This window comes from Pantoea sp. OVA07A (genome assembly GCF_019969975.1).
Lineage (GTDB): Bacteria > Pseudomonadota > Gammaproteobacteria > Enterobacterales > Enterobacteriaceae > Pantoea > Pantoea agglomerans.
Genome location: NZ_JAHXYM010000005.1, coordinates 219,827 through 240,944, shown reverse-complemented (window position 1 = coordinate 240,944; position 21,118 = coordinate 219,827). Strand labels below are relative to the sequence as shown.

Genomic DNA, 21,118 nt, shown 5'->3' with positions numbered 1-21,118 from the left:
AAAATCATGCAGTTAGCCTGTTGCAGCGTGACAGCGTTGAGCGTGGAAAGTGAAGCATAATCCACTTTTCATGCACGCTTTTTAAGCAGTTAACTGCGCTTTTTGCACAGGTTCACAGAATGGGAACCCTGGCAGGCCCGTTGATGCGCTATCCTCTCCACTCTGGGTATTCGGGGATCGATTTTCTTAATGTCGTATTGGATGAAATCGCTGTGGCTGTTGCCGTCTCTGTGGGTTGCCTGTGTTCAGGCGGAACCGTTGCAAAAGTCATTCAACGACTGGCAAATCACCTGCAACAATGAAGCCTTTTGTGTGGCGCGCAATATTCCGGGCGACAAAGGGTTAGTGATGACGATTTCGCGGCATGCGGGCGTCAACGATCGCCCCTTGCTGCGAATCGACTACGGCAGTGCCTACAGTGGCGCGCTGCCTGGCGGTTCGCTTCAGGATAACCTGCTACTGGATCAGCGCCGTCTGAAACCCGACCTCAAACACTGGACGGTTGAACCGCATCATCTCGCCACCAGCAATGCCATCGCAATTGATGAGTTTCTTGATCTGGTGATGGAGGCGAAAACCCTTCAGCTCACTTTCGATCCCAATGCGCTGATCTCCCTGCGCGGTATGAAGGCCGCGCTGTTGCTGATGGATGACACCCAGGGGCGGGTCAACAGCATGAGCGCATGGGTTAAACGTGGCGATCGCGCCAGCTGGGATGTTCCGCCGCCGCCTGCGCTGCCGCCACTGCCGCCTGCTGTCGAGCCACCCGCGGCATTGACGCGCGATGAGACCAGCGGATTAATTGATTACGGCACCTGGCGGGTCAATACCGACTCCTGCTCACTCGATCCACTGCGCCGTGAAGTCAGCGTGGCGCCACTCACCGATCAGCGCGCGCTGCTGCTGGTGAGTTGTGAAATGGGGGCTTATAACGTGATCGATCTGGCGTTTGAAGTGACGCGCAGCCAGCCGTATGTCGCGCGCGGCATCACCTTAACTCTGCCGTTTACCCCACCAGGTGCCAGTGACCGACAGCTTGAGCTGATTAACGCCGAATATGATGCGGCCAGCGGCCAGCTCTACACCTTTGGTAAAGGACGTGGGTTGGGTGACTGCGGCAGTGCCACTCGCTGGCAGTTTGATGGCACGCGTTTTGTGTTAGCGGAGTATGCGGAGGAGTCAACCTGTGACGCCTGGCACAGCAGTGATGACTGGCCAACCCTGTGGGTCAGCCAGTCTGACGGTGGCGTACAGCAGCGTTAACGAATCGCCTGCACCATCATCGGTGAGCCAAGCTGATTGCCGACCAGTTCGGCCAGCATATTATTCACGCCGTCGCTCATTGGCGTAAAGCGGGTCAGCGGCGAGCGGGTCACCACCACAAATACCCCCACGTTATGCTGCGGCACCATCGCCATATAGGTGATGAAACCGCCGCCGCCGCCGGTTTTCTGAATAATGCCAGGGCGACCATTTTTCGGCCCCATAAAGACCCAGCCCATCCCCAGCGCATCCGCTTTACCCGGCACATCCATGCCTTCTACTTTGCTCAGCTGATCGCGACGATAGATCAGCGTCTGCAGTCGATCGATCTGCGGCGTGCGGTGGTTAACCGAAGAGTTAAGGAACTGCTGCATCCAGCGGCCCATATCATCCGGCGTGGAGTAAACACCGCCGCTGCCAATCGCCGCCAGGGTGTTATTGCACGGACTGGCCCCTTTTTCCGCCACCATCAGGCGTCCGCACTGCTCAGGCGACGGCGTAAACGTCGTGTCCTTCATGCCGAGCGGTCGGGTAATCAGCTGCTGAAACAGTGCCGGATAGGGTTTGCCGGTGGCGCGCGACAGCGCATCACCCAGCAGATCGTAGCCCAGGTTGGAGTAGGCGGCACTGCTGCCTGGCGCCGCTTTGAGGTTAGCGCGCGACAGCCACGCCCAGCGTTCACCACGGGTCGGCCAGACAAATACCGGACGCTGCGCTTTGCCGCCTGGCTGTTCGCGAGGCAGTCCGCTGGTGTGGGTCGAGAGATTGATCAGGCGAATGGGCTGACCATTGTAGGTGGGCACGCGTGAACCCGGCGGCGCATATTTACTCAGGGGATCGTCGAGGCGAATCTGTCCGCGCTCAGCCAGCTTCACCATCACTTCACTGGTCATCAGCTTACTCAGCGAGGCGATGCGAATCAGCGAATCTTTCTGCGGACGGATATTGTTGCCGGGACGGGTTTCACCAAAGCTGGCGAACACCCGCTGATTGCCATCAATCGCCACCAGTGCCATGCCGGTTGCACCGCTGCCGTAAAAGATATGTTCCGCATAGCGATCAACAATCTGAGAGGCCAGCAGCGGATCGGGCGCGACCTGCGCCATGCTTTTTAATGGAAGCAGTGAAACCATCAGGGCCAGTAAATAGGGTGTGCGCATGTTCAACGGAAGTGGCTTCGCTATAAAATCGGAGGAAATCTGCCTTCACTCATCGGGATGCATCAGGACAGAACCGCGTTATCCTGGCAGAACAACAGCAGGAACAGACGGACAGCCAGCGCACAGGCAGCATTAAGTATGACGGCTCTATAGTAATGAGTTTGCGCAGGGCGGGAAGAGGGGAATGGAGTTTTTTTTATGTATCAGGCTATAAGTAGAAATGGCCCTTCCCGGTGAGCCGGGAAGGGCATAAGCATTAAACTGGCTTGAGTAATGCTTCAGCGTGGCTGACGATATTCTCAACCGTGAAGCCAAACTCCGGGAACAGCTGACTGGCCGGGGCGGATTCACCAAAGGTGGTCATACCGACAATCGCACCGTCCAGACCGACATACTTGAACCAGTAGTCAGCAATACCCGCTTCTACCGCCACACGCGCTTTCACGCCGCTCGGCAGTACGGATTCGCGGTAAGCGGCATCCTGCGCATCAAACAGGTCAGTAGAAGGCAGTGAAACCACCCGCACCTTGTGACCGCCTGAAGTGAGCTTATCCGCTGCACCCAGGGTGATCTCAATCTCTGAACCGGTTGCGATCAGAATCACTTCTGGTGTGCCGTCGCAATCCTTCAGCACGTAGCCGCCGCGTTTGATGTTTTCGATCTGCTCCGGGGTACGTTCCGGCTGCAGCAGATTCTGACGCGAGAGGATCAGCGCTGTCGGGCCGTGATGACGTTCGACGGCGGCTTTCCACGCTACAGCGGTTTCGACCTGATCGCACGGACGCCATACGCTCATGTTTGGTGTCAGACGCAGGCTGGCGATCTGCTCTACCGGCTGGTGCGTCGGGCCATCTTCGCCCAGACCGATGGAGTCATGGGTGTAGACCAGAATCTGTCGTGCCTTCATCAGTGCAGCCATACGCGCGGCGTTACGCGCATATTCAACAAACATCAGGAAGGTTGCGGTGTAGGGAACGAAACCGCCATGGTGCGCGATACCGTTACCAATCGCCGTCATACCAAATTCACGCACGCCGTAGTGAATATAGTTACCGGCCGGATCCTCTTTGATCGATTTAGAACCAGACCAGATGGTGAGGTTACTCGGTGCCAGGTCAGCAGAACCGCCGAGGAACTCCGGCAGCATTTTGCCGTAGGCTTCCAGCGAGTTTTGTGACGCTTTACGGCTGGCGATTTTCTGCGGGTTAGCCTGCAACTCCTGAATGAACCGGGTCGCTTCGGTTTCCCAGTTGGCGGGCATTTCGCCATTCATCCGGCGCTCATACTCTTTCGCCAGCTCTGGATGGGCTTCTTTGTAAGCCGCAAATTTTGCATCCCAGGCTTTTTCACGTTCAGCACCCGCCGCTTTGGCATCCCACTGCTGGTAGATTTCAGCCGGGATCTCAAACGCCGGATAGTTCCAGCCGAGCTGTTTGCGGGTCAGGGCAACTTCTGCCTCACCCAGCGCCGCGCCGTGCGACTCCTCTTTACCGGCTTTGTTCGGCGAACCGAAACCGATAATGGTGCGGCAGATAATCAGTGAAGGCTTATCGGTGACGCTCTGCGCCTCTTTGATCGCCTCACGAATGGCATCAGCGTCATGGCCGTCGATGTCGCCAATCACATGCCAGTTGTAGGACTCAAAGCGTTTATGGGTGTCGTCAGTAAACCAGCCTTCGGTCTCGCCATCGATCGAGATACCGTTATGGTCATAGAAGCCGATCAGTTTGCCGAGACCCAGGGTCCCCGCCAGTGAACAGACTTCGTGCGAGATGCCTTCCATCAGACAGCCATCGCCCATAAACACATAGGTGTGGTGATCGACAATCTCATGATCCGGACGGTTAAACTGCGCGGCCAGCGTGCGTTCTGCAATCGCTAAGCCCACGGCGTTAGCCAGTCCCTGACCCAGCGGGCCAGTGGTGGTTTCAACGCCTGGGGTGTAGCCGATTTCCGGGTGACCTGGCGTTTTAGAGTGCAGCTGACGGAAATTTTTCAGCTCTTCAATCGGCAGGTCATAACCGCTCAGGTGCAGCAGGCTATAAAGCAGCATCGAGCCGTGGCCGTTGGAGAGGATAAAGCGGTCGCGATCAAGCCAGGCGGGATTGGTCGGATTATGCTGGAGGAAGTCGCGCCACAACACTTCGGCGATATCGGCCATTCCCATTGGCGCACCGGGGTGGCCTGAATTTGCCTTCTGTACCGCATCCATGCTCAGTGCACGAATCGCGTTTGCCAACTCTCTGCGTGAGGACATAAAGTTCTCCCTTGTTATGCATCAGGGCGGGAAAGTCCCGCCCGACTAAAATAAAGACTACAGGCGTGCGGCGAGCACATCTTCCAGCTTCTGCTGGTCAACCGCGAACTGGCGGATGCCGTCAGAGAGTTTTTCAACTGCCATTGGATCCTGATTATGTTCCCAACGGAACTCCGCCTCGGAGAGCGGCGACGGCTGATGGAAACCTTCAGTTGAAGGTTCCAGTTTGCGCTCAAGCGGCGCATCACTGTTCTGCAACTCTTCCAGCAGGTTAGGTGACAGGGTCAGGCGGTCGCAGCCTGCCAGTGCGATAATCTGCTCCACTTTACGGAAGCTGGCACCCATGATGATGGTGCTGTAACGGTGCTTTTTGTAGTAATCGTAGATGCGACGCACGGATTTCACGCCCGGATCTTCATCCGCCACGTAGGGGTCCATGGGTTTGCGCGAGTTATACCAGTCGTAGATGCGGCCAACGAACGGGGAGATCAGGAACACGCCCGCTTCGGCACAGGCACGCGCCTGAGCAAAGGAGAAGAGCAGTGTCAGGTTGCACTGAATGCCGTTTTTTTCCAGCTCTTCCGCTGCGCGGATGCCTTCCCAGGTCGAGGCCAGCTTAATCAGTACGCGTGAGCGATCGATACCGTGCTCTTCATACATCCGAATCAGTTTTTCTGCTTTGGTCACACACATGCCACGATCGAAGGAGAGGCGCGCATCCACTTCGGTCGAAACACGGCCCGGTATGCTTTTCAGGATTTCCATACCAAGGTTGATCGCCACTTTGTCGCTGGCGTTGATAATCTGCGTCTCTTTGCTGCCGCCCTGTTTTTTGGCGTACTCAATCGCGTCATCCATCAGGTGCTTATACCCTTCGAGACCGGACGCTTTCAGAATGAGTGAGGGGTTGGTGGTGGCGTCTTCCGGATGGTAATTACGAATCGATTCGATATCACCACTGTCCGCCACCACGGTGGTGAACTGTTTTAGGGCTTCTAGCTGGTTCATCTCTAAACTCCTTGAAAAGAAAAATGAAAGCGAACAGGGGGCACCTCAGGCCTCGCAGCCGGTCTGTGGCATGTTCTGCTACCGGGAACGCGAACCCATAACATTGCAACAGAGAGTTTCTGATGAACATGCGGTTTCTCTGATTGTTGCGCTGCGAGGCGGTGCGAAGGAGCCGTCATGCGGTGTTAACCGTGGGGTGCGCCATATTCCACCCATAAGCATAGCAGTCAGGAGGAATGACGCAGGCCACACTGTAGCAATCTGTGCCCTGTAAAAAAGAAGAGGCCGATCAGGCGAGAGGTAAGCGCAGCGCGGGTTGAGACCCGCGCTGCAGCGGCAGAAACGATCAGACTGGCAGGTTCAGCCAGTTCTTCACCGGCAGGAAATCGCGATAGAGGGCGGCTTCAGGTGAGTCGGCATCGGGCTGATAATCATATTCCCAGCGCACCAGCGGGGGCATCGACATCAGGATCGATTCAGTGCGACCGCCGGTCTGCAGACCAAACAGCGTGCCGCGGTCCCACACCAGATTAAACTCCACATAGCGGCCACGGCGGTAGAGCTGGAACTGACGCTCACGATCGCCCCACGGGTGCGCTTTACGGCGCGCCACAATCGGCCGATAGGCATCCATAAAGCCGCGGCCAACCGCCTGCATAAAGCTGAAGCTCTGCTCAAAGTCGGGCGTATTGAGATCGTCAAAAAACAGGCCGCCAATGCCGCGCTGCTCATCACGATGCTTCAGATAGAAATAGTCATCACACCACTTTTTATAGCGCGGATAGACATCCTCGCCAAAAGGCTGGCAGAGGTCAGCGGCAGTCTGGTGCCAGTGCAGCGCATCTTCTTCGAAGCCATAAAAAGGGGTCAGGTCAAATCCGCCACCAAACCACCAGACCGGATCGGCACCCGGTTTCTCCGCGATAAAAAAGCGCACGTTGGCGTGGCTGGTAGGTACATAAGGGTTGTTCGGGTGGATCACCAGCGACACGCCCATTGCTTCAAAGCTGCGACCCGCCAGCTCCGGCCGGTGTGCAGTGGCGGATGCCGGCATCTGATCGCCATGCACGTGCGAAAAGTTGACGCCCGCCTGCTCAAACACCGCGCCGTTGCGCAGCACGCGGCTCTGACCGCCGCCGCCGCCAGGACGCTGCCAGCTATCTTCGGCAAACGCTGCGCCGCCATCTTCAGCCGCCAGCTGGTTACAAATCTCATCCTGCAATGCGAGCAGGAACGCTTTTACGCGGGAAATATCAGCCATTTTTTCGCTTATGGTTTGTCAAAGTCTGACGCGATTATACGCAAAACCGCGCCGCTTGCATGAGTGCGGCGAGTCGCACGGCCTGAACCGGCGACACGCATCAGGCGTTGCGGCGATCAAACTCATCAAAGTAATTGACGATGCCGCTGGCAATAGCCGAGGCGATTTTCTGACGAAACGCGGTGGTGCCGAGCAATTGCTCTTCACGCGGATTGGTAATAAAGGAGGTTTCGACCAGCACCGAGGGGATCGACGGTGACTTGAGTACCGCAAAGGCAGCCTGCTCGGTGTGCTGGCTGTGAAGATGATGAACCGGGCGGATCTGATCCAGTACATGCTTGCCCAGCGTCAGGCTGTTTTTGATGGTGTCTGTCTGCACCAGATCGAACAGGATCTGCTGCAGATAGTGATCCTGCTGCTGCGCTTTCACGCCACCCAGCTTATCCGCATCGTTCTCCCGCTGTGACAGATAACGCGCCATCGAGCTGCTGGCACCGCGATTAGAGAGCGCAAACACCGAGGCACCGCTGGCATCGGGACTGGTAAAACCGTCGGCATGAATCGACATAAAGAGATCGGCGCCGTGCTGGTGGGCGATCTCCACCCGCTGATAGAGCGGAATAAAGTGGTCGCTGTCGCGGGTCAGACGCACTTCTATGCGCGGATGGCTCTGTAGCTGACGTTGCACGTTACCGGCAATCTCCAGCACGATGTGTTTCTCTTCGGAACCCTCTTCGCCAACGGCACCAGAGTCGATGCCGCCGTGACCGGGGTCGATCATCACGATACGTTTCCCGTTCTTAGCGGGCGGGGCAGGGCGCGAGTGACGATTGGCACCAGTAAGCGCAGACTGCTCTTTAGCCTGAACCGCGCGCGGCGATAAAATGGCCAGAGCCAGCCCGGAAAGCAGTAACTGACGGCGATGAATCAAACGTTTAAGCAGGTGCATGTGCGGGTCCGATAACAGGAATCTTGCCGGTGTTATAGCCTAAGGGGCTGCTGCCTGCGATCACAGAACCATTTCAGGGCATTACTTTGTATTGCAGGTCGCGAACAGTAAATTTGCGCTTTTTTATTTGTCGCCCGTCATGGAGGGTTGCGTGCGGCAGAGAATGCGTGATAATCAGCAAATTGTGCTTATTTGCAGGTAAAGAAGATGGAAATCCGCGCCTTCCGCCAGGAAGATTTTGAAGAAGTGATCACCTTATGGGAACGTTGCGATTTGTTACGGCCATGGAACGATCCTGAGCTGGATATCGAACGCAAAATGAATCACGACCCCGATCTCTTTCTGGTCGCTGAAGTGGGCGGCGTGGTCGTGGGCACACTGATGGGCGGCTATGATGGCCATCGCGGCGCGGCTTACTATCTGGCCGTGCATCCCGACTATCAGGGACGCGGCTTTGCGAATGCGCTGATGAACCGTCTGGAGAAGAAGCTTATCGCGCGCGGCTGTCCGAAACTGCATCTGATGATCCGCGAAGAGAATGATCAGGTAGTGGCGTTCTATGAGAAGCTCGATTATGAGCCGGTCGATGCGCTGCTGTTTGGTAAACGTCTGATCGAAGATCGTGAATACTAAGCCGTCACCGGGCTATCTGCCGGACGAGTATGACGCCAGAGGGCAGCTGCGGCTGCCGTTTCTTTTTTGGCTGATCCTGTTACTCCAGGCACGGACCTGGCTGCTGCTGGTGATGGCCGGTGCGTCTCGGCAGCAGGGCAACGATCTGCTGGCGCTGTTCTATCCGGATCGTCAGGCGTTCTGGATCGGCCTTGCGCTGGGTTTACCGGCGCTGGCGGGCCTGCTGCTGACCGGGTATCGCACCCGCCTGCTGCGACTCTGGCAGCACTGGCGCAGCGTGCTGGCGCTGTCGCTGCTGGTGAATCTGCTCTGGCAGGGAATGCAGTTTGTGCAGGGCGATCTGCTCACCTCACCGCTGCCATTGTTGCTGACGCTCTTTGACCTGCTGGCGCTGATCTGGCTGCAATCCAGCCGCCGCTGTCGCGACTGCTTTCTGCCCGAACATCATCTTCACTAAACTTTTTGTCGCTTTGCGACTCCAATCAGTTCCGCCTTTCCGGCATCGCATTTACAGGAGTTCTCATGAAAGCTGTTCGTTCCACGCTACTGATTGCCGCGGTTGTACTGAGCGGCTGTGCCAGTTCGGGTTCCGGCGCTGACAGCAGCCAGCAGGCAAGCTGGTGGAATCCGCTGACGTATCACTGGTCTTCGGCGCTGCCGTGGAACTGGTTCGGTTCCTCGCTGACCGCGACTGAACAGGGTGTGGGTGGGTTAACTGCCTCGACCGCCATGAAAGAGGACGCGATTAATGCCGGACTGAACGGTGACTATAGCCTGCGTCAGGGCATGCGCAGCCAGAACGGTCAGGTGGTCTCTTTCTGGCAGGCGCTGGATGATGGCAACGTTAAGCTGGTGATTTACGGGCAGTCGCAGGTCGAACGTATTGAGGTCATGGACAGCGCAATCGCCAGCAGCGATGGCAGCAAAGTGGGTGATCTCTTCAGTAATAAGTTCAGCAAAGCCTTCGACAACTGCACCTTAGCCAGCGGCACCGATGCGCGTGACGTGGCGTGCCGCGCACCTGGCAGTCAGCATCTGACCTATGTTTATCATGGTGACTGGCATGGACCGGAGGGATTAATGCCCTCGGACGATACGCTGAAAAGCTGGAAAATCAGCAAGATTGTCTGGCAGCGTTAATCCCTCGTCTTCAGCGCGCCGCCCGTCAGGCGGCCGCTGAGCCTCTCAAAACCTTTGCCGGCGCGCACGGCACGGGGTTCCTCCTACCTATCGGCTTTTGCTGATTTTTGCATAAACAGTGCCGTCGTCTTATGCTTTTTTCGACTTTGAAATCATCAAACGATATATAAAACCGTTACTGGTTTTCACTGAGTTATAAATAAACTGGTGCCTCAGCGGGTGAGATCCGCATCAAACTTTTTCAGGGTGCCAAATGACATTACAAGCGATGAAAAAAATCGTGAGCGGTATCGCGTTGTCGCTGAGCCTGGCCGGCGCAGCCAATGCCACTGAACTCCTCAATAGCTCTTACGATGTTTCGCGGGAGCTGTTTGTCGCCCTGAATGCTCCCTTCGTTAAGCAGTGGGATGCCAGCCATCCCGGCGATCCACTGACCATTAAGATGTCGCACGCCGGTTCATCGAAGCAGGCGCTGGCAATCCTGCAGGGACTGCGCGCGGATGTCGTCACATACAATCAGGTTACGGATGTGCAGGTGCTGCACGATAAAGGCAACCTGATTGCCGCAGACTGGAAAAGCCGTCTGCCGAATAACAGCTCGCCTTTCTACTCCACCATGGCGTTTCTGGTGCGCAAAGGGAATCCAAAACAGATTCACGACTGGTCAGATTTGACCCGCAGTGATGTGAAGCTGATTTTCCCGAATCCGAAAACCTCAGGTAATGGCCGCTACACCTATCTGGCCGCCTGGGGCGCAGCGGAGAAAGCGGACGGGGGCGATCAGGCCAAAACCCGTGCCTTTATGACGCAATTTCTGAAAAACGTTGAAGTATTCGACACCGGTGGTCGCGGTGCCACCACGACCTTTGCTGAGCGTGGCCTGGGCGACGTATTAATTAGCTTTGAGTCCGAAGTGAATAACATCCGCAACCAGTACGGCAAAGATGAGTATGAAGTGGTGGTGCCGAAAACCAACATTCTGGCGGAGTTTCCGGTGGCATGGGTGGATAAAAACGTCGCCACCAATAAAACCGCTGATGCGGCCAGCGCTTATCTGAACTATCTCTATACACCTGAAGCGCAGAATATTATTACTCACTACTACTATCGCGTGAACAATGCACAGCTGATGGCGGAGCAGAAAGATCGCTTCCCGCAGACCAACCTGTTCCGGGTGGAAGAGGCGTTTGGCGGCTGGGATAAGGTGATGAAGACGCACTTCGTCAGCGGCGGTGAGCTTGATAAGTTGTTAGCGGCGGGGCGCGGATAATGTTTGCAGCCAGCCAGAAACGCGTGTTGCCCGGCTTTGGTCTCAGCCTTGGCACCAGTCTGCTCTTTACCTGTCTGATTCTGCTGCTGCCTATCAGCGCGGTGATCATGCAGCTGTCGCAGATGACGCTGCAACAGTACTGGGATGTGGTGACCAATCCGCAGCTGATTGCCGCCTATAAAGTAACGCTGCTCTCTGCAGGCGTCGCCTCACTGTTTAATGCGGTGTTCGGCATGCTGATGGCATGGATCCTGACCCGTTACCGTTTTCCGGGGCGGACGCTGCTGGATGGCCTGATGGATCTGCCGTTTGCACTGCCTACGGCGGTGGCGGGTCTGACCCTGGCCGGACTCTTTTCGGTCAACGGCTGGTATGGACAGTGGTTCGCTCAGTTCGACATCAAAATTTCCTATACCTGGATTGGTATCGCCATCGCCATGGCCTTTACCAGCATTCCGTTTGTGGTGCGTACCGTACAGCCGGTGCTGGAAGAGTTAGGCCCGGAGTATGAAGAGGCGGCCGAAACGCTGGGTGCCACGCCGTGGCAGAGCTTCCGCCGCGTCGTGTTGCCGGAAGTGGCACCGGCGCTGCTGGCCGGAACGGCGCTCTCCTTTACCCGCAGCCTGGGTGAATTTGGTGCGGTGATCTTTATTGCCGGTAACATCGCCTGGAAAACGGAAGTCACCTCGCTGATGATTTTTGTCCGGCTGCAGGAGTTCGACTATCCGGCGGCCAGCGCCATCGCCTCGGTGATCCTGGCGGCATCGCTGATTCTGTTATTTGCGATTAACACATTACAGAGCCGCTTTGGCCGTCGTCTGGGAGGTCACTAATGGCTGAGGTTTCACAGATTAATCACGCTGCACGTCAGCCAGTGAACTGGGGTAAGTGGCTGCTGATTAGTATCGGCGCGCTGATCTCGATTCTGCTGCTGGTGGTGCCGATGGCCTCCATCTTCTGGGAAGCGCTGAATCAGGGGCTGATTGTCGCTCTCAGCAATCTGGCGGATCCGGACATGCTGCACGCCATCTGGCTGACCGTAATGGTGGCGTTGATCACCGTACCGGTTAACCTGGTGTTCGGCACGCTGCTCGCCTGGCTGGTGACGCGCTTTACCTTTCCGGGGCGTCAGTTGCTGCTGACCCTGTTTGATATTCCTTTTGCCGTGTCGCCGGTCGTGGCCGGTCTGATGTATCTGCTGTTCTGGGGCGTTAATGGCCCGGCAGGCGGCTGGCTGGATGCGCATAACATCCAGATTATGTTTGCCTGGCCTGGCATGGTGCTGGCGACGGTGTTTGTGACCTGTCCGTTTGTGGTGCGCGAACTGGTGCCGGTGATGCTGAGTCAGGGCAGTCACGAAGATGAAGCGGCGGTGCTGCTGGGTGCCTCTGGCTGGCAGATGTTCCGCCGCGTAACGCTGCCGAACATTCGCTGGGCGCTGCTGTATGGCATCGTGCTGACCAACGCCCGTGCGATTGGTGAATTTGGTGCGGTCTCGGTGGTATCGGGATCGATTCGCGGTGAGACCTACACATTACCGCTTCAGGTTGAATTATTGCATCAGGATTACAACACCGTTGGCGCGTTTACCGCGGCCGCCCTGTTAACCCTGATGGCAATTGTGACGCTGTTTCTGAAAAGTATTGTGCAGTGGCGTTTAGAGCAACAGCACAAACGCCTGCAACAGGAGGGAAATCATGAGCATTGAGATTAACAAGATCAACAAATCCTTTGGTCGCACATCGGTGCTGAACGATATCTCTCTGGATATTGCCTCGGGTGAAATGGTGGCGTTGCTTGGCCCATCAGGCTCGGGTAAAACCACGCTGCTGCGCATCATTGCCGGGCTGGAGCATCAGAACAGCGGTCATATCCGTTTTCATGGCAACGATGTCAGCCGCCTGCATGCGCGCGATCGTCAGGTCGGTTTTGTCTTCCAGCACTACGCGCTGTTCCGTCATATGACGGTATTCGACAACATCGCCTTTGGCCTGACCGTGCTGCCACGTCGTGAGCGTCCTTCAACGGCGGAGATCAAACAGCGTGTTACCCGTCTGCTGGAGATGGTGCAGCTGGCTCATCTGGCGAATCGCTTCCCGGCACAGCTGTCGGGCGGTCAGAAACAGCGTGTGGCGCTGGCGCGTGCGTTAGCGGTTGAACCACAGATTCTGCTGCTGGACGAACCCTTTGGCGCGCTGGATGCTCAGGTGCGTAAAGAGCTGCGCCGCTGGCTGCGTCAGCTGCATGAAGAGCTGAAATTCACCAGTGTATTTGTCACCCACGACCAGGAAGAGGCGATGGAAGTCGCGGATCGCGTGGTGGTGATGAGCCAGGGCAACATTGAACAGGTCGGCACGCCAGATGATGTGTGGCGCGATCCGGCGACCCGTTTTGTGCTGGAATTCCTGGGTGAAGTGAACCGCTTTGATGGCGAGATTCAGGGATCACAGTTCCACGTTGGCGCGCACCACTGGCCGCTGGGCTATACCTCGGCCCACCAGGGCGCGGTTGAGCTGTTCCTGCGTCCGTGGGAAATCGACGTGTCACGCCGCAGCAGTCTGGAAACCCCGCTGCCGGTACAGGTACTGGAGGTGAGCCCGCGTGGACACTTCTGGCAGCTGGTCGTCCAGCCTGCAGGCTGGCAAAGCGAGCCGGTCTCGGTGGTGTTTGAAGGTGAGCAGACAGCGCCGATTCGCGGCGAGCGTCTGTTTGTTGGCTTGCAGCAGGCGCGTCTCTATAAGGGCGATACGCCACTGCGCGCAGTTGCCTTTGCACAAAGCGCCTGATATTTTCTCTTCAACACCGGGCGGGAGTGACACTCCCGCCTTTTTTTCGCATCTGGTTTGTAAGATGCCAGGAACCGCACCGTGACGACTCTCGAAAATACCATCGGCAATACCCCGCTGATTAAGTTGCAGCGCCTGACGCCCGCCAACGGCAGCGAGGTCTGGCTCAAGCTGGAAGGCAATAATCCGGCAGGTTCGGTAAAAGATCGCGCGGCCTGGTCGATGATCAATCAGGCAGAGCTGCGTGGTGATATTTCACCTGGCGATCAGCTGATTGAAGCTACCAGCGGCAACACCGGGATTGCGCTGGCGATGATCGCGGCGATGAAAGGCTACCGACTTCGCCTGCTGATGCCCGACAATATGAGTCAGGAGCGGCAGGACGCGATGCGCGCCTATGGCGCAGAGTTAATTCTGGTGCCCCGTGAACAGGGCATGGAGGGCGCACGCGATCTGGCGCAGGCGATGGCGGCGCGCGGTGAAGGCCGGGTGCTGGACCAGTTTAATAATCCCGATAACCCATTGGGTCACTATCAGACCACCGGCCCGGAATTGTGGCAACAGTCGAACCAGCGCATGACCCATTTTGTCTCCAGTATGGGCACCACCGGCACCATTACCGGCGTGGGGCGTTATCTGAAAGAGCTCAACACGGGCGTGCAGGTGATCGGTTTGCAGCCCAGCGAAGGCAGCAGTATTCCGGGTATTCGACGCTGGCCGCTGGCCTATCTGCCGGGGATCTACCGTCCCGATCTGGTGGATGATGTAATGGATATGACGCAGAAAGAAGCGGAAGAGACCATGCGGGCGCTGGCACGCCGTGAAGGCATTTTCTGTGGCGTCAGCTCAGGCGGCGCGGTGGCGGGTGCGCTGCGCATTGCGCAGGCCAATCCTGGCAGCGTGGTGGTGGCGATCGCCTGCGATCGCGGTGACCGTTATCTCTCTACCGGACTCTACCATCAGTAACTTCTGCCGATGCGGAATCAGGCCTGTGCGCGCATTAACTGCCCACAGGCCTTTTTTTAACCCCAATTTTCGGTGCCAGACAGACTGAATCTGTAAGGATCGCGTAAATCAGGCTGCGCGAATGTTCAGCACAGGACAAAATAGCGGCAATTCTCCAGAGAGATAACCATGAAAATTTTGCTTGTTGATGATGATGTTGAATTAGGCACCATGTTAAGCCAGTACCTGATCGGGGAAGGGTTTGATGCCCAGCTGGTTCTGACCGGCAGCGTCGGGATTCAGGGCGCGTTGTCGGGAGAGTTCACCGCCATGATTCTGGACATCATGTTGCCCGACATGAGCGGCATCGATGTGTTGCGTCAGGTGCGCCAGAACAGCCGGATACCGGTCATTATGCTGACCGCCAAAGGCGATAATATTGATCGCGTGATCGGTCTGGAGATGGGCGCGGATGACTATATGCCCAAGCCCTGCTATCCCCGTGAACTGGTGGCGCGTCTGCGCGCCGTATTGCGCCGTTTCGAAGAGCAGGCGCCACAGCCAGACGCCAGAGAGCCGCTGCGCTGGGGAGAGCTGATGCTTAATCCCGCCACCCGCATCAGCGAATGGCAGGGTAAAACCTTTGATCTGACGGCGTCGGAATTTAATCTGCTGGATCTGCTGCTGCGTGCGCCGGACAGAGTGGTGTCAAAAGATGAGCTCTCCGAAAAGGGACTCGGTCGTCCGCGTGAAGCCTATGACCGCAGCGTCGATGTGCATATCAGTAACATTCGTCAGAAGCTCAGTGCATTAACCGCTGACAGCATCAACATCGAAACCGTTCGCAGCATCGGTTACCGTATTCGATGAAACAGAGTTACCGTGGACGCATGTTCTGGAAGATCTTTATCGGCTTCTGGATCGTTTTTGTCATCATGAGCCAGCTTATCTGGCTCGGCTTCACGCTCTCCGGTAAACGGCATGAACCGCCTGAACTCGTGGCTATCCGTCGTATTGTGGATCTGCAGATGACCTCCGCCGCGTCAGTGCTGGAGCGGGGCGGGCCTGATGCGCTGAATGCGATGCTCTCGGACTGGGATAACAGCGATCGGCAGTTCTTCCACGTCACCCAACAGACAAAACCGTCCCAATCAGAAAACAGCGGCAACCTGGATATCAGAGGGCGCTTTCCTGAAGAGGTGGTGCGCTGGGTTCGCGGCGCGGATGGCAAAGCCTATCATCTGCGCTACGACCTGGATGGCATGCGTAAAGACAGCACGCTGAACATGATGCCGCGAAAATTTCTGAATATTCCTGAGCCGATGTTTGTCTTCGCCGGTTCGGTGGGATTGCTGTTCAGTCTGCTTCTGGCCTGGAATCTGACGCGACCTATGCGTCAGCTGCGGGAAGGATTTTCCCGCGTGGCTGAGGGCGATTTAAGCGTGCGGCTGTTTCCGATCATGCGTAAGCGCCACGACGAGATCTCAAACGTCGCTGAAGCCTTTGACGCTATGGTCGAGCGGCTCGATACCCTGGTGCGCGCCCGTGAAGAACTGTTGCATGATATCTCACATGAGCTTCGTTCACCGCTGGCGCGACTGCAGCTGGCGACCGGGCTGGCCAGACAGACGCCAGAAAGTGTGAACAGTTCGCTTGATCGCATTGATGAAGAGGCGCGTCGGCTGGACAAGATGATCGGTGAACTGCTGACACTGTCGCGGGCTGAGCATGAAAGCATCCCGGATGAGCAATATTTTGATCTGACCGGCTTGCTGCAGGCGGTTATTACCGATGTCCGTTATGAAGCGCAGATCCCAGGCGTGCAGGTAGAGTTGCAGGTCGACGATCGCGCTGATTACACCGTGCGGGGCAATGCAGAGCTGATACGGCGCGGAGCAGAGAATGTATTACGCAATGCGCTGCGCTTCTCTCAGCCAGGGCAGCGGATTGATGTTCATCTGCGCGCAGAACAGCAGTGGCTGGTGATTCAGGTGCGCGATCAGGGGCCGGGTGTCGATGAGGATAAGCTCTCCAGCATCTTTGACCCGTTTGTGCGGGTGAATTCGCCGCTGATGGGCAAAGGTTATGGTCTGGGACTGGCTATCGTGCGCAAGGTGGTGCTGGCGCATCATGGTGAGGTTGAGGCAAGAAACCGGCCAGAAGGCGGACTGGAACTGACGCTGCGTCTGCCGCACTGGCAGCCCTGAACAGGCATACAGCAGAAACGATAACGGCACCCGCGGGTGCCGTTATGTTATGAACGAATGCTTACTTTCTGATGCGAATCACCGGCGTTTCGCCGACGGTGACCTGGCCAGTCAGCTTAATCAATTCCTTGATTTCATCCATGTTGGAGATGACAACCGGTGTCAGGGTTGATTTCGCTTTCTCTTCCAGCAACGGCAGGTCGAACTCGATAACCACGTCGCCTTTTTTGACCTTCTGGCCTTCTTCAGCGATGCGTTTGAAGCCTTCACCTTTCAGTTCTACCGTATCGATACCGAAGTGGACGAACAGCTCAATGCCATTGTCTGATTCGATCGAAAAAGCGTGATTGGTTTCAAAAATCTTACCGATAGTGCCATCAACAGGAGCAACCATTTTGTTGCCGCTGGGCTTGATCGCAATACCGTCGCCCACGATTTTTTCTGCAAACACCACATCTGGTACGTCTTCAATGTTCACGATTTCGCCTGACAGAGGCGCTACGATGTCAATTGTCCCAGCGCTATCCGTTTTTTCGCCAAAAAGTTTAGAAAACAAACCCATGATCTTCTCCTAAGCAGTAATTTGGGGCCAGCATCATGCGGATTAGCAGAGCGTTTTTTCCTTAATGAACTTGTTTACCAGGTTCATTAAATCTTCCGCTGTCGGTTGAGCCAGTGCCTGCTCCGCCAATGCCTTCGCATCTTCAAAATTAGTATTACGAATGATTTTCTTGATGCCAGGGATAGAAATGGCACTCATGCTGAACTCGTCCAGCCCCATTCCCAGTAACAGTAGTGTAGCACGTTCATCACCTGCCAGCTCACCACACATGCCGGTCCATTTACCTTCAGCGTGAGATGCATCAATGACTTGCTTGATTAAGTTAAGCACAGACGGCGCCATTGGGTTGTACAGGTGCGAGATCAAATCATTACCACGATCGACCGCCAGAGTATACTGCGTCAGATCGTTTGTCCCAATACTGAAGAAGTCGACTTCCTTCGCCAGATGATGAGCAATCACGGCTGAAGCCGGGGTTTCCACCATGATGCCGACTTCGATGCTCTCATCAAAGGCTTTACCTTCTTCACGCAACTGCGCTTTCAGCAGTTCCAGCTCCGCTTTCAGGCTGCGTACTTCTTCAACCGAAATAATCATCGGGAACATGATGCGCAGTTTACCGAAAGAGGAGGCGCGCAGAATGGCACGCAGCTGCGCATGCAGAATCTCTTTGCGGTCCATGGCGATACGGATAGCGCGCCAGCCGAGGAACGGGTTCTCTTCTTTTGGCAGGTTCATGTAAGGCAGATCTTTGTCGCCGCCGATGTCCATGGTACGCACGATAACGGCCTGTGAACCCATGGCTTCAGCGACGGCTTTGTACGCCTGGAACTGCTCTTCTTCGCTTGGCAGTGAGTCACGATCCATAAACAGGAATTCGGTGCGGTAGAGACCCACGCCTTCAGCGCCGTTACGTTCAGCACCGGCGATATCGCGCACAGTACCGATGTTGGCGCAGACTTCAACCTGATGACCATCCAGCGTAACGGCTGGCAGATCTTTCAGCTTAGCTAATTCATGTTTTTCCGACAGATACTGGTTCTGTACGGCTTTCAGCTCTTCCTGAATCGCTTCTGAAGGATTGACGTGAATCGCATTGTTAACGCCATCCAGAATCAGGAAATCGCCATTTTTCACCGTGACGGTCACATTGCCGGTACCGACAATGGCTGGGATCTCCAGCGAGCGCGCCATGATTGAGGTATGTGAGGTACGGCCACCCAGATCGGTGATAAAGCCCAGCACCTTCTTCAGGTTCAGCTGTGCGGTTTCTGACGGCGTTAAATCTTTTGCCACCAGAATTGATTCGTCCGGAATAGCGCTCAGGTCAACGATATGCAGACCGAGGATGTTTTGCAGCAGACGCTTACCGATGTCACGTACGTCAGCCGCACGCTCTTTCAGATATTCGTCATCTAACTCCTCCAGTGCTTTCGCCTGGCCATCGATGACCGAGTAAGCAGCAGCATCGGCAGAAGCGTGATCTTTTTTGATCAGGTCGATGATTTCCTGCTCCAGCTCTTCATCTTCCAGCAACATAATGTGGCCTTCGAAGATTGCTGCTTTCTCTTCACCGAGGGTTTCACCCGCTTTGACGCGAATCGCTTCCAGTTGTAATGCCGCTTTGCTGCGGCCATCGAGGAAGCGCTGAACTTCCTGCTCAACCTGGTCATCAGAAATTTTCTTGCGGTTGATGACGATCTCGTCTTCTTTCAGCAGCAGTGCTTTGCCGAAAGCGATACCTGGTGATGCTAAAATGCCTGAAATCATAACGCTACCTTTTAATCACGATGGCTGATGGGACTCTGTGCGGTGCCATTGTCGCGGGACACGTACTCTACGAAAGCAATAACGCGGACAGGTTGTCCGCGATCAAGATGTTTGCACTCAATGGCGCAGAGGAGTCGATTTGCTGGAGAGCTGAGCGGAGATTACTCCAGTTCAGCCATCAGTTTGACCAGATGCTCAACTGCTTTCTGCTCGTCTTCACCTTCCGCGGAAAGGGTCACAACCGTTCCCTGGGTTAAACCCAGTGTCTGCAGCTTGAACAGGCTCTTCGCGCTCGCTGATTTACCGTTAGAGGTCACGGTAATTTCTGACTGGAAAGCTTTGGCTTCTTTAACGAATTGCGCAGCTGGGCGAGTGTGCAGACCGTTTGGTGCAGTAATGGTAACTTCTTGCTGGAACATTCTATTTCCCCAACGTTATCAGGATGAGTGTTATGGATCTAAAGTCTAGCCTGGAGCCTTTACTTTAGCCTGTGTAGGTGCGCGGGTATAGCTTCATGCTGACCAAAGACGCGCATGCGTCAAATCTACAGTCCGTTGCGTCTCAAAACCGATTCTACACGTCACCGGTTAATTATGCCGTGATTCGCCGTTTCACTGAATCCGTAAATCGATTCAGCTTGATCCACTTCAAACGCGGATTAATTTCAGGCATCGAAATAATTGGCAGTCTAAATACCAGAGCGGCGTCACTGAAATCAATCTGCCGGGTGATGAAAGTGAGATCTGCACCACAAAAAAGCACCCGATTGGGTGCTTTTTTCTCCATTTTCGGACTATCGGCCTCTGCTACTGAAGCTCTTTTTCAGTGAAGAGATCGGCAAACAAGGCGGTACTCAGATAGCGTTCACCGGAGGAGGGGAGGATCACCACAATATTTTTGTTGGCGAAGGCTTCATCTTCCTGCAGCTTCAGCGCCGCGGCAACGGCAGCACCGGATGAGATACCGGCCAGAATACCTTCCTCTTCCATCAGCCGACGCGCCGTACTGATCGCTTCTTCATTGGTGATGGCCACGACGCGGTCCACCAGATTCAGCTCAAGGTTGCCCGGGATAAAGCCTGCGCCGATACCCTGAATTTTGTGTGGGCCGGGCTTGATCTCATCGCCCGCCAGCGCCTGAGCAATCACCGGGGAATCGGTCGGCTCAACCGCGACGGTAATCAGATCTTTTTTGCCTTTGGTGTTTTTGATGTAGCGGCTCACGCCGGTCAGCGTACCGCCGGTGCCGACACCGGCAATAAAGACATCCACTTCGCCGTCCGTGTCTTCCCAGATTTCCGGGCCGGTGGTCTTTTCATGGATTTCCGGGTTGGCCGGGTTGCTGAACTGCTGCAGCAGCACATATTTATCCGGATTGCTGGCAACAACCTCTTCAGCTTTGCTGATGGCACCTTTCATGCCTTTGGTGCCTTCGGTCAATATCAGCGTCGCGCCCAGCGCCTTCAGCAACTTACGGCGCTCCACTGACATGGTTTCTGGCATCGTCAGCGTTAATTTATAACCACGCGCTGCGGCGACATAGGCCAGAGCAATGCCGGTGTTGCCGCTGGTCGGTTCAACCAGTTCAACACCCGGTTTCAGAATACCGCGTTTTTCTGCGTCCCAAATCATATTGGCACCGATACGGCATTTTACGCTGAAGCTCGGGTTACGGGATTCAACTTTCGCAAGGATGCGGCCGTTACCGATGCGGTTCAGTCGAACCAATGGCGTATGACCAATTGTCAAAGAGTTGTCTTCATAGATCTTACTCATAGCCTGTCCTTAACTGTATGAATTATTGGGAACCCTATGAGCATACCTTTTCTGCCTGGTGGCGGAAGGAAAGAAATCGTATATCTATATGTCGCCCGGCAATAAGCCCTGCTAAAAAGAGCATAAGGCGCA

Annotated in this window: 20 protein-coding genes; 11 read left to right on the top strand and 9 right to left on the bottom strand. The window is 55.6% G+C overall.

Annotated elements, in window-relative coordinates:
* The first annotated feature begins 189 nt into the window (after positions 1-189).
* Positions 190-1,263 (top strand): DUF1176 domain-containing protein, encoded by a 1,074-nt coding sequence (locus LC417_RS16965; RefSeq protein ID WP_010259965.1) that lies wholly within the window; start codon positions 190-192, stop codon positions 1,261-1,263.
* Here LC417_RS16965 and ampH read toward each other — a convergent pair.
* From ampH to amiA, 5 genes are all read right to left on the bottom strand, one after another.
* Complete coding sequence (ampH, locus tag LC417_RS16960) at positions 1,260-2,423, bottom strand: D-alanyl-D-alanine-carboxypeptidase/endopeptidase AmpH (RefSeq protein WP_033772869.1); 1,164 nt, start codon at positions 2,421-2,423, stop codon at positions 1,260-1,262. The two genes, LC417_RS16965 and ampH, sit on opposite strands and share 4 nt — an antisense overlap.
* A gap of 256 nt (positions 2,424-2,679) precedes the next feature.
* Complete coding sequence (tkt, locus tag LC417_RS16955; protein WP_010259958.1) at positions 2,680-4,680, bottom strand: transketolase; 2,001 nt, start codon at positions 4,678-4,680, stop codon at positions 2,680-2,682.
* Between the two features lie 57 nt (positions 4,681-4,737).
* Entirely contained in the window at positions 4,738-5,688 is a 951-nt protein-coding gene (gene tal, locus LC417_RS16950) for a transaldolase (protein ID WP_010259954.1), read from the bottom strand.
* A 346-nt stretch (positions 5,689-6,034) separates the two neighbouring features.
* Positions 6,035-6,949 carry an oxygen-dependent coproporphyrinogen oxidase gene (gene hemF, locus LC417_RS16945; protein ID WP_010259951.1) on the bottom strand — a complete coding sequence of 305 codons (915 nt, stop codon included), beginning with the start codon at positions 6,947-6,949 and terminating at the stop codon, positions 6,035-6,037.
* 100 nt (positions 6,950-7,049) lie between these two features.
* Entirely contained in the window at positions 7,050-7,898 is an 849-nt protein-coding gene (gene amiA / locus LC417_RS16940; protein ID WP_010259947.1) for an N-acetylmuramoyl-L-alanine amidase AmiA, read from the bottom strand.
* Between the two features lie 207 nt (positions 7,899-8,105).
* Between amiA and LC417_RS16935 the strand changes: the two genes are divergently transcribed.
* From LC417_RS16935 to LC417_RS16890, 10 genes are all read left to right on the top strand, one after another.
* Positions 8,106-8,531 (top strand): GNAT family acetyltransferase, encoded by a 426-nt coding sequence (locus LC417_RS16935; protein WP_003848834.1) that lies wholly within the window; start codon positions 8,106-8,108, stop codon positions 8,529-8,531.
* Positions 8,521-8,988: a DUF2919 family protein gene (locus LC417_RS16930; RefSeq protein ID WP_129063083.1), complete on the top strand. Its 468-nt coding sequence runs from the start codon at positions 8,521-8,523 to the stop codon at positions 8,986-8,988. Before LC417_RS16935 ends, LC417_RS16930 begins: the two co-directional genes overlap by 11 nt.
* Positions 8,989-9,053: 65 nt before the next feature.
* Positions 9,054-9,671, top strand: a complete 618-nt coding sequence (locus tag LC417_RS16925; protein ID WP_010259938.1) for an RpoE-regulated lipoprotein — start codon at positions 9,054-9,056, stop codon at positions 9,669-9,671.
* A gap of 253 nt (positions 9,672-9,924) precedes the next feature.
* Positions 9,925-10,941: a sulfate ABC transporter substrate-binding protein gene (locus tag LC417_RS16920; protein ID WP_052271804.1), complete on the top strand. Its 1,017-nt coding sequence runs from the start codon at positions 9,925-9,927 to the stop codon at positions 10,939-10,941.
* Positions 10,941-11,774 (top strand): sulfate/thiosulfate ABC transporter permease CysT, encoded by an 834-nt coding sequence (gene cysT, locus LC417_RS16915; protein WP_010259932.1) that lies wholly within the window; start codon positions 10,941-10,943, stop codon positions 11,772-11,774. Before LC417_RS16920 ends, cysT begins: the two co-directional genes overlap by 1 nt.
* Positions 11,774-12,649 (top strand): sulfate/thiosulfate ABC transporter permease CysW, encoded by an 876-nt coding sequence (cysW, locus tag LC417_RS16910; protein WP_010259929.1) that lies wholly within the window; start codon positions 11,774-11,776, stop codon positions 12,647-12,649. The genes cysT and cysW overlap by 1 nt, the downstream gene beginning before the upstream one ends.
* On the top strand, positions 12,639-13,727 hold the full coding sequence (gene cysA, locus LC417_RS16905; RefSeq protein WP_010259925.1) for a sulfate/thiosulfate ABC transporter ATP-binding protein CysA: 1,089 nt from the start codon (positions 12,639-12,641) through the stop codon (positions 13,725-13,727). Before cysW ends, cysA begins: the two co-directional genes overlap by 11 nt.
* Positions 13,728-13,808: 81 nt before the next feature.
* The gene (gene cysM, locus LC417_RS16900; RefSeq protein WP_033772372.1) at positions 13,809-14,693 is read left to right on the top strand and encodes a cysteine synthase CysM; all 885 of its coding nucleotides are present in this window, start codon (positions 13,809-13,811) and stop codon (positions 14,691-14,693) included.
* A gap of 168 nt (positions 14,694-14,861) precedes the next feature.
* Positions 14,862-15,542, top strand: a complete 681-nt coding sequence (locus LC417_RS16895; protein ID WP_223566170.1) for a response regulator transcription factor — start codon at positions 14,862-14,864, stop codon at positions 15,540-15,542.
* Positions 15,539-16,879, top strand: a complete 1,341-nt coding sequence (locus tag LC417_RS16890; protein ID WP_061901216.1) for an ATP-binding protein — start codon at positions 15,539-15,541, stop codon at positions 16,877-16,879. Before LC417_RS16895 ends, LC417_RS16890 begins: the two co-directional genes overlap by 4 nt.
* Positions 16,880-16,940: 61 nt before the next feature.
* Here LC417_RS16890 and crr read toward each other — a convergent pair whose 3' ends face one another.
* From crr to cysK, 4 genes are all read right to left on the bottom strand, one after another.
* Positions 16,941-17,441 carry a PTS glucose transporter subunit IIA gene (crr, locus tag LC417_RS16885; protein ID WP_010259911.1) on the bottom strand — a complete coding sequence of 167 codons (501 nt, stop codon included), beginning with the start codon at positions 17,439-17,441 and terminating at the stop codon, positions 16,941-16,943.
* Positions 17,442-17,483: 42 nt separating this feature from the next.
* Complete coding sequence (gene ptsI / locus LC417_RS16880) at positions 17,484-19,211, bottom strand: phosphoenolpyruvate-protein phosphotransferase PtsI (protein ID WP_010259908.1); 1,728 nt, start codon at positions 19,209-19,211, stop codon at positions 17,484-17,486.
* Between the two features lie 161 nt (positions 19,212-19,372).
* Complete coding sequence (ptsH, locus tag LC417_RS16875) at positions 19,373-19,630, bottom strand: phosphocarrier protein Hpr (protein ID WP_003848868.1); 258 nt, start codon at positions 19,628-19,630, stop codon at positions 19,373-19,375.
* Positions 19,631-20,017: 387 nt separating this feature from the next.
* On the bottom strand, positions 20,018-20,986 hold the full coding sequence (gene cysK / locus LC417_RS16870) for a cysteine synthase A (protein WP_010671366.1): 969 nt from the start codon (positions 20,984-20,986) through the stop codon (positions 20,018-20,020).
* Positions 20,987-21,118 lie beyond the last annotated feature (132 nt).